Below are 8,371 nucleotides of genomic sequence, written 5' to 3'. Positions count from 1 at the left end.
GGGCAGGAACTCCGCGCGGCGCCCGCTGGGAGGTGCGCCGCGCGGAGTTCCTGCCCCAGGTGTACGACCTCGACGCCGGCCGGGCCATCGACGTGAACCGCGCCATCGCCGCGGGCGCCGACCTCGCCGCCACCCGCGACCGGGTACGGAACACCGTACTGAGCCGGGGCGCGGCCAAGGCCGGGCTCACCATGGGGCAGTGATCAGTCGGCCGGTGGCCGCCGGGCCAGTACCGAGTGCCGGTAGGAGTAGCCGAAGTAGATGACACAGCCGATCAGGAACCAGACGGCGAACCGCACCCAGGTCTGCCACTCCAGGAAGGTGACCAGCCAGAGCGAGAACAGCGCGCCGAGCGCCGGGATGAACGGCATCAGCGGGGTACGGAAGCCGCGCGGCAGGTCCGGGCGCCGGTAGCGCAGCACGATCACCGCGACGCAGACCACCACGAAGGCCAGCAGGATGCCGATGTTGGTCAGCTCGGCCGCCTCGCCGATCGGCACGAACCCGGCGATGGCGGCCGCCCCGACGCCCACGATCCAGGTCACCCGGGTCGGCACGTGCCGGGTGGGGTGCGTCTTGGCGAACCAGCGCGGCAGCAGCCCGTCGCGGGCCATCGAGAACCAGACGCGGGTCACGCCCAGCATGAAGGTGAACATCACGGTGAGGATGCCGATGATCGCGCCCACCGCGATCACGTCGGCCAGTCCGCCGAGACCCACCGACTTGAAGGCCGAGGAGAAGCCGCTCTCCGGGTCGATGTCCTTGTAGTTCTGCATGCCGGTCAGCACCAGGCAGGCCGCCACGTACAGCACCATCGAGATGACCAGCGAGTAGATGATCGCCTTGGGCATGTGCCGCTGGGCGTCCTTGGACTCCTCGGCCGCCGTCGACATGGCGTCGTAGCCGAACACCGCGAAGAACACCGTGGCCGCGCCGGTGAAGACGCCGCTGATGCCGAAGGGGAAGAAGGGGTGGTAGTTCGCGGTGTTGATGTGGAAGAAGCCCACCACGATCACCAGCAGCACCACGAGTACCTTCAGTGCCACCACGAACGTCTCGAACCGGGCCGCGCTCTTCATGCCCCGGTTCAGCAGCCAGGCGATCAGCAGGCACAGGATCGCCGCGAACAGATCGACCCGGTGCCCCGAGCCGGTGCCGGGCGCGCCCAGCATCCACGCGGGCACGTCCGCGCCCGCCTCCTCCACCAGGAAGCTGAAGTAGCCGGAGATGCCGATGGCGACCACCGCCACGATCGCGGTGTACTCCAGCAGCAGGTCCCAGCCGATGAACCAGCCCACGAACTCGCCCAGCACCGCGTACCCGTAGGTGTAGGCCGACCCCGCCTTCGGGATCATGCCCGCGAACTCGGCGTACGACAGGGCCGCGCAGGCGCTCGCGAAACCGGCGATCAGAAACGACACCACCACCGCGGGCCCGGCCTTGCCGTTGGCGACCGTGCCGGCGAGCGTGAAGATGCCCGCGCCGATGATGCCGCCCACCCCGATCGCGGTGAGCTGCCACAGGCCGAGCGAACGGTCCAGACCGCCCTCGGCCGCCTCGGACTCCTCGATGTGTTCGATGGGTTTGCGACGGAGAATCCCCTCACCCGAACGGATCTTGGCCACACGCCTCACCTCTTCCCCGACGGCAAACGGCTGACGGCGGATCATGATGGCTCAGGGGCAGCCGGTTCGGAAGGCGCCACGCACGGCCCCTCAGGCCACGGCCCAGTCCGGAACCCAGGTGCCGGAGGCGCACGGGCCCTTGGAGCCGCCGGTCAGATGCGCGCGCAGGGCGGCGAGGGCAGGATGGGCGTTGGCCCGGTCCCAGATCAGGGAGTGCGGGTAGACCGGCGTCGGCCCGGTGACCGGAATCCGCCGCAGATCGTGCCCGACGGGCCAGGCGAGCCGGGGGTGCTCACCCATGAAGGTGGCCAGCTCCGGTGACCGGGCGATCCGGTCCAGCATCGCGGCACTGCCGAAGTTGGGACCCGCCGAGTCGATGGTGAGCCCGAACTCCGCCGCCAACGAGGCGTAGTACGCGGCCCACTCCACGCCCTCCACGATGCTCGGCATCCAGATCCGGTGCCCGGCCAGCTCGGCCGGGGTCACCGAGTCCGCGTCGGCGAGGGCGTGCTCCGGGCCGGTGAGCAGATGCAGCGGCTCGTCCAGCACGCGGGCGCTCGCCAGGCTCTCGGGCAGCGGGCGGCCCGGCATACCGACCGCGCGGAAGGTCGCGTCGACCCGGCCGGCCTGTACGGCGCCCACCGCGGTGTCCGCGTCGAACAGCGTGACCACGTCCAGCTCCACCCCCGGATGCGCCCCGTGGAAGCCGCGCAGCAGGACGGCCGGGGCGACCCGCGGGCCGATCACGTCCACCCGGAGCGCCCGGCGGCCCGGCCGGACCGAGGCGGCCGCGCGCTCCTCGGCCAGCAGCAGCGCCCGCGCGTGCGGCAGGAACGCCCGTCCGTCCAGCGTCGGTTCGGCGCCCCGCGCGGTCCGGGTGAACAGCCGCACGCCGAGGTCCCGCTCCAGCGCCGCGATCCGTTTGGAGACGGCCTGCTGCGTGACGGCGAGGAGGGCGGCCGCCTCCTGGAACTGCCCCGTGTCCGCCACGGCGACGAAGGTGCGTACGGCCTTGAGATCCATGGCCGACAGGGTAGCCGTACAACCGACGGTTGTGCAGATGCGGGGTTTGGTTGTTTGCTCCCGTCGTGTCGCGGCCGATTTCATGACCTCGGTCAACGGGAGGTTGTGCGGTGAAGCTGGGGTCGCGGTTCGGGTGGCTGTGGGCGGCGTACGCCGTGAGCGCGGCCGGGACCTGGCTGGCGTTCGACGCCTTCGCGCTGATCGCGCTCCGCGTGCTGCACGCGGGCCCCGCCGAGGTGGCCCTGCTGGCGTCCGCCGGACCCGCCGTGGGCGCGGTGCTGGCGGTGCCGCTCGGGCCGTGGATGGAGTTCCGCCGCAAGCGACCCGTCATGATCATGGCGGACCTGGTCCGCTGCGCCGCCCTGCTCGCCGTCCCCGCGGCCCACTTCCTCGGGGTGCTCGGCTTCGGCCAACTCCTGCTCGTCTCCATGGTCGTGGCCGCTGCCGACCTCACCTTCACCGCGGCCTCCGGCGCCCATCTGAAAAGCCTCGTGCCGCGTGCCGGGCTGCTCACCGCCACCAGCAGGTTCGAGTCCACCACCTGGACCGCCACCGTGCTCGGACCCCCGCTCGGGGGTGCCGCCGTCGGCCTGTTCGGGCCCGTGGTGACGGTCGCCGCCAACGCCCTGAGCTTCCTGCTCTCCGCCCTCGGCATCCGCGCCATCAAGGGCACCGAGGCCGCCCCGGCACGCCCGCCCCGCGACCCGGCACGCCCGCGCGCCGCCGACCTGCTCGACGGCTGGCGGCACCTCCTCAACAGCCCCGAGCTGCGCCCGCTGTTCCTCAACACCGTCCTGGTGAACGGCCTGATCATGGCCCAGGCCCCGCCGCTCGCCGTCCTGATGCTCGGCCCGCTCGGCTTCGCGCCCTGGAGTTACGGCCTCGCCTTCGCCCTGCCCTGCCTCGGCGGACTTCTCGGCTCCCGGCTCGCCCGCCCCCTCGCCGCCCGGTACGGCAGGCGCCGCGTGCTGCTCACCTCGGGCGTGCTGCGGGCCTGCTGGCCGCTGGGGCTGGCGTTCGTCCGGCCCGGCGTGCCCGGCCTGGCCCTCGTCATGGCGGTCGAGCTGTGCCTGATCACCTGCGCGGGCGTGTTCAACCCGGTGCTCGCCGCCGAGCGGCTGGAGCGCACCCCGGACGACCGGGTGGCCCGTACGCTCTCCGCCTGGTCGGTCTCCACCAAGGCCGGCACGGCCGCGCTGACCGCGCTGTGGGGCCTGCTCGCCTCGCTCACCGGCCCGCGCACCGCCATCGCCGCGGCCGGGGTGCTGCTCCTGGCGACCGCGCCGATGCTGCGGCCCCTCGCTAGGGGACGACGGTCACCGGCCAGCGCCCCGCCTTCACCAGCCGGACCGCCACCGACCCGATGATCCGGTGTCCGGCCTGCTCCGAGGCGCCCACCACCACCGCGTCCGCCTTCAGCTCGTCGGCCGCCTGGACCAGGCCGTTGAAGGGGTCGCCGCGGAAGGTGTGGAACTCCCAGCGCACCTCGAATATCCCCTTCACCCGCTCCGCCGCCTCCCTGATCTGCGCGATCAGGTCCTCGGCGATCTCGTCCGTGGCCTGCGCCACCGGCACCCCGAGCGCCGCGCCGGCCGCCAGCACCGGCTGCACGTACACCACCGCCAGCAGCGCCCCCTGCCGCCGGGCCAGACCGCCCGCGTAGGCGGCCGCCCGCAGCGAGGAGTCGGAGCCGTCCACGCCGACGACGATGACCTTGGGACCGTCCGTGCCCCGCTCGAACCGGTGCCGCTCGTGCTCTGCCTGCTGTTCCGTCACGGCGGTGAGGCTATCGGAAGCCGCCGTTCCGTCCAGTGGACGGGCAGGAGTGCCCCCGGAATGGCACCGTCACTGGGCCGACCGGGTGGACCGGACCCGCCGCACCGGTGTCGGTGCGGTGCGGCGCGGGGCCGGCGGGCGACTGATGGTTCATGGCGAAGGATCAGTTGTTCACACGGCGCCGGATGCTCCTCGGCTCGGCCGCCGTCCTCGGCGCCGCGGGCGCCGGGGGAGTCCTCATGTCGGGCGGCGGCGACCAGGCCGCCCGCACCACCGCCGGTCTCGCCGGGCCACAGGCCCGCCAGGCCCTCAAGCCCTCCGAGTTCCGCCTCCAGCCCCTCATCGGCTCCGGCAGCCCACGCACCGCCCCCGGCAGGCTGAAGGTGCGTCACCAGCCCATCCTGCGCCTCACCGCCAAGGGCAGGAACATGATGCTCACCTTCGACGACGGCCCCCACCCCGACTACACCCCGCACATCCTGGACACCCTCGCCAAGTACGACGTACGCGCGATGTTCTTCGTGTGCGGGGAGATGGCCGTCGACAACAAGGAACTCCTGGCCCGGATGGCCGAGGAGGGACATGTGGTCGGCAACCACACCTGGACCCACCCGCTGCTCACCGAGATGTCCCGGAGCGACATCCGCGACGAGATCGCGCGCACCAGCGAGGTCATCGAGGACGCCTACGGGGACCGCCCGCAGTGGTTCCGCGCCCCCTACGGCGCCTGGAACCGTGCCACCTTCCAGCTCGGCGCCGAGATGGGCATGGAGCCGATGGCCTGGACCGTCGACACCACCGACTGGATGACCCCCGGCACGAGCACGGTCGTCAAGCGGGTGGAACACGGCGCCGCCCCCGGCGTCGTCATCCTCTCCCACGACGCCGGGGGCGACCGGACGCAGAGCGTCCGCGCGATCCGCGAGTACCTGCCCTATCTGCTCGACCACGGCTACCACCTCACCGTCCCGCCCCGCCGCATGACCTAGATCGTGCGCCTCTGGTCGCGGGGGCTCAGGCTCCCGTGACCAGGCGGGCGAAGACGACCACGTTGCCGTCGTAGCCGTTCTGCTTGGAGAAGCCGCCACCGCAGGTGATCACCCGCAGCTCCGGGGTGCCCTTGGAGCCGTAGACGCGGTCGCCGGGGAACTTGCTCTTCTCGAAGACCTCGACCCCGTACACCTCGAACACCGCGGTCCGGCCGTCCTGCCGGGCCACCTCGATCCGGTCGCCCTTCTTCAGCGCGCCGAGCCCGTAGAAGACGGCCGGGCCCCGGGTGTTGTCGACATGGCCGACGATCACCGAGGTGCCCTTCTCGCCGGGGGAGACCGCGCCGGTGAACCAGCCGGCCAGGTTCGGGTCCTCGGGCGGGGGCGCGCCGACCCAGCCGTCCCCGTCCAGGCCCACCGGGGTGACCGGGGCGTCGACCTGGATGGCCGGGATACGGACCCGGTCGGCGGGGGAGAACGACAGGCCGACCGGGACCGAGTCGGGCACGGCCCCTTCGGCGCTCGGTGTGGACCTCGTATCGGGGGCCGGGGCGGCGGCCGCCGCGGGTTGCGGGGGGCCCACGTCGAATTCGCCGGACCCGTTCCGGATCAGCGCCACACCGGTCAGCAGCACGAGCGCCAGTACGCCCCAGGGGGCGCGTCGCCTGCGCCGCTCCTCCCGTTCGCTCCACTCCGCCAGCTCGGACGCAGACATTCGCCATCCCCTCTCGACGCGGCCGTCACCACGTCCGTCGCGCATGGCAAAACGCTAAGTCCCGCGCGGACGGGCGGCGACGGGGCGGCGGGCGAACGGGTGGCGGCCCCGCTTTGCGGTGCGCCATCCGAGTTGCAGAGCGGAGGGAAATTCTGACGGGGTGTGACCTGCGGCGATATCCGATTGTGTGGTTGTCGGACAGGAAGGGTGCTCACCAGGACGGACCATTCTCGACATGCGGGCGTGTTCCTTGCGCCGGAGGGTTCTGTCGGGAGGTGCTTTCTCGCCGATCGACCGGGGACCGGCCCCGGCGTGCCTCTCGCGGAGGAACACATGCGTAACCAGCGTGCCTTGGCGGCCACGTGCGCCGCGATCGCGGTGCTCGGTCTCGCCGCCCCCGTCGCCGTGGCGGACGGCATGGGCAACGGGAACGGCACCGGCACCGGCACCGTCACGGGCGTCAGCCCGAACATCGGGGTCTTCAACGGGAACGGCAACCTCAACGGCAACTTCAACAACGGCAACGGGAACTTCAACGGAAACGGCAATTTCAACGGGAACGGCAACTTCAACAACAACGGGAACTTCGGGAACGGCAACGGGCACGGGAACTTCGGCGACGGGAACGGCCGGGGCAACGACAACTTCGGGAACGGCCACGGGAACGGTAGGGGCAACGACAACTTCGGCAACGGGAATGGGGACTTCGACAACAACGGCAACTTCGGCGACGGCCACGGGAACGGCCACGGCGGCGGCAACGACGGCAACCTCCGCGACATCGTCGTCACCCCCGGCGTCCTCCCCGCCGGCGGCCGGCTGACCATCACCGTCGCGGGCTGCCGCGGCGGCACCGTCTCCTCGCGCGCCTTCCGCGCCGCCCGGCTGGAGTCGAACGGCGACAACCGTTCCCGCGCCACCGTCACCATCGACCGCAACGCCCGCCCCGGCCGCTACGACATCACCGTCGACTGCGGGGGCCGTACCCTCACCCGCCCCAACGCCTTCACCGTGATCGGCGGTGTCAACGGCGGCCTCGGCGGCAGCAGCACCACCGGTGCCACCCCCACGGACATGGCCATCGGCGGCGGCCTCGTCGTCTCGGCCGCGCTCGGCGGCGGCCTCGTCTGGCTTCGCCGCCGAGGCGAGAAGCGCGCCTGAGCCCTGCCCGCGTCCTCGCCGGCGCGGACACGCCTCCATGGGCCCTCGTCCCACCCCTCGCCGGGCCGGGACGAGGGCCTGCGGCATGTCCTACACGTGCGGGAACAGGGTGAGGAACGGCTCCGCCGTCACCGCGATGCCCCTGCTGAAGGGGGCGTCGAAGTCCCAGATCAGGAACAGCATGAACGCGATGGTGGCCGAGAACAGCCCCGCGAGGACCAGTTCCCGCGCGGTACGCCGGATCTGGAGCGCGAACACCATGCCCACCGTGATCACCGCCCCGGTGAGCAGCCCCCACCAGACCACGGGCGGCATGGTCGGGCCGGTGGAGTCGGCGCGGGCGTTGCGGGCCTGGTCGGCCGCGGCCACCTGGTCCACCAGCGGCTGGTACGCCTGCGCCTCGAAGTCGCTGCGCGGCTGGTAGTCCGTCACGTCCTGCCGCACCTTGTCCAGCAGCCGTGAACCCCGCGCGGTGACCTCCCCCTTGTCCGTCATGGACCTCCACTCGGTGTTCACGACGTACGAGACGTACGCGTCGACGTCCGCGCGGACCTGGTCACGCTCGTCCGCCGGGTACACGCGGACGCGCTCGGAGACCTCGTGGAGGGCCTGCGCCTCGGCCTGGACGGTGTCCCCGGCCGCGCTGCGCGCCTCCCAGACGCCCGCGATGGCCAGGCCCAGCACGATGGCGTACACCACCCCGATCCACATCGTCATGTACTCGATGACGTCGGGCGTCTCGCTGGGGTCCTCGTCCTCCGGGGCCCGCCGGTGCCGGACGAGGGTGATCAGCACCACCACGGCACAGGCGCCCAGCATGGCCAGGACGAGAACGAGCCAATCCGACAACGGATACCTCCAGGGGTGGGTGCGGCCGCGTCACCGCGGGCGCAGCGCCGCGACGGCGACGATCGCGGGGATGGTGACGAGCAGGACGTAGCGGACCGGCGAGGTGTGGGAGCGGGCGACGTGCCGGGCGGCACGGGCGTGGTACGCCGGATAGGTCACCGGGGTCACGGTCGGCCGGGGGGTGGGCTTCGGCGGTTTCGGCGCCGGCCGACCGTGACCCCGGTGACCTATCC

At 72.2% G+C, this 8,371-nt stretch carries 9 protein-coding genes and 1 pseudogene; 4 read left to right on the top strand and 6 right to left on the bottom strand.

Features of this window, described 5'->3' with window-relative positions; all coding sequences use genetic code 11:
- Positions 1-203: pseudogene (locus CCN33_RS32170) on the top strand (CapA family protein); the annotation flags it as partial.
- Here the strand turns inward: CCN33_RS32170 and CCN33_RS21485 are convergent.
- Both CCN33_RS21485 and CCN33_RS21480 read right to left on the bottom strand, forming a co-directional pair.
- Positions 204-1,625 (bottom strand): amino acid permease, encoded by a 1,422-nt coding sequence (locus CCN33_RS21485; protein ID WP_086695189.1) that lies wholly within the window; start codon positions 1,623-1,625, stop codon positions 204-206.
- Between the two features lie 90 nt (positions 1,626-1,715).
- A complete protein-coding gene (locus tag CCN33_RS21480; protein ID WP_086695188.1) occupies positions 1,716-2,648 on the bottom strand; it encodes a LysR family transcriptional regulator in 933 nt (310 codons plus the stop codon).
- 110 nt (positions 2,649-2,758) lie between these two features.
- Here CCN33_RS21480 and CCN33_RS21475 point away from each other — a divergent pair, with 110 nt between their 5' ends.
- Positions 2,759-4,015, top strand: coding sequence for an MFS transporter (locus CCN33_RS21475; RefSeq protein ID WP_086695187.1), 1,257 nt, complete (start codon positions 2,759-2,761; stop codon positions 4,013-4,015).
- Here CCN33_RS21475 and CCN33_RS21470 read toward each other — a convergent pair.
- A complete protein-coding gene (locus CCN33_RS21470) occupies positions 3,951-4,424 on the bottom strand; it encodes a universal stress protein (RefSeq protein WP_031181292.1) in 474 nt (157 codons plus the stop codon). The two genes, CCN33_RS21475 and CCN33_RS21470, sit on opposite strands and share 65 nt — an antisense overlap.
- A 152-nt stretch (positions 4,425-4,576) precedes the next feature.
- Here CCN33_RS21470 and CCN33_RS21465 point away from each other — a divergent pair, with 152 nt between their 5' ends.
- Entirely contained in the window at positions 4,577-5,413 is an 837-nt protein-coding gene (locus CCN33_RS21465; RefSeq protein WP_086695186.1) for a polysaccharide deacetylase family protein, read from the top strand.
- Between the two features lie 25 nt (positions 5,414-5,438).
- Here CCN33_RS21465 and CCN33_RS21460 read toward each other — a convergent pair whose 3' ends face one another.
- The gene (locus CCN33_RS21460) at positions 5,439-6,128 is read right to left on the bottom strand and encodes a class F sortase (RefSeq protein ID WP_086695185.1); all 690 of its coding nucleotides are present in this window, start codon (positions 6,126-6,128) and stop codon (positions 5,439-5,441) included.
- Between the two features lie 333 nt (positions 6,129-6,461).
- Between CCN33_RS21460 and CCN33_RS21455 the strand changes: the two genes are divergently transcribed.
- Entirely contained in the window at positions 6,462-7,289 is an 828-nt protein-coding gene (locus CCN33_RS21455; protein WP_086695184.1) for a hypothetical protein, read from the top strand.
- A gap of 90 nt (positions 7,290-7,379) precedes the next feature.
- Here CCN33_RS21455 and CCN33_RS21450 read toward each other — a convergent pair whose 3' ends face one another.
- Both CCN33_RS21450 and CCN33_RS33575 read right to left on the bottom strand, forming a co-directional pair.
- Complete coding sequence (locus CCN33_RS21450; RefSeq protein ID WP_086695183.1) at positions 7,380-8,138, bottom strand: bestrophin-like domain; 759 nt, start codon at positions 8,136-8,138, stop codon at positions 7,380-7,382.
- Positions 8,139-8,168: 30 nt separating this feature from the next.
- Positions 8,169-8,297, bottom strand: coding sequence for a hypothetical protein (locus CCN33_RS33575; protein WP_279628192.1), 129 nt, complete (start codon positions 8,295-8,297; stop codon positions 8,169-8,171).
- Between the last annotated feature and the right edge of the window lie 74 nt (positions 8,298-8,371).

It is taken from the genome of Streptomyces recifensis, assembly GCF_002154615.1.
In the GTDB taxonomy this organism is placed as follows: Bacteria; Actinomycetota; Actinomycetes; order Streptomycetales; family Streptomycetaceae; genus Streptomyces; species Streptomyces griseoluteus.
This window is presented reverse-complemented; position numbering and strand designations above follow the sequence as displayed.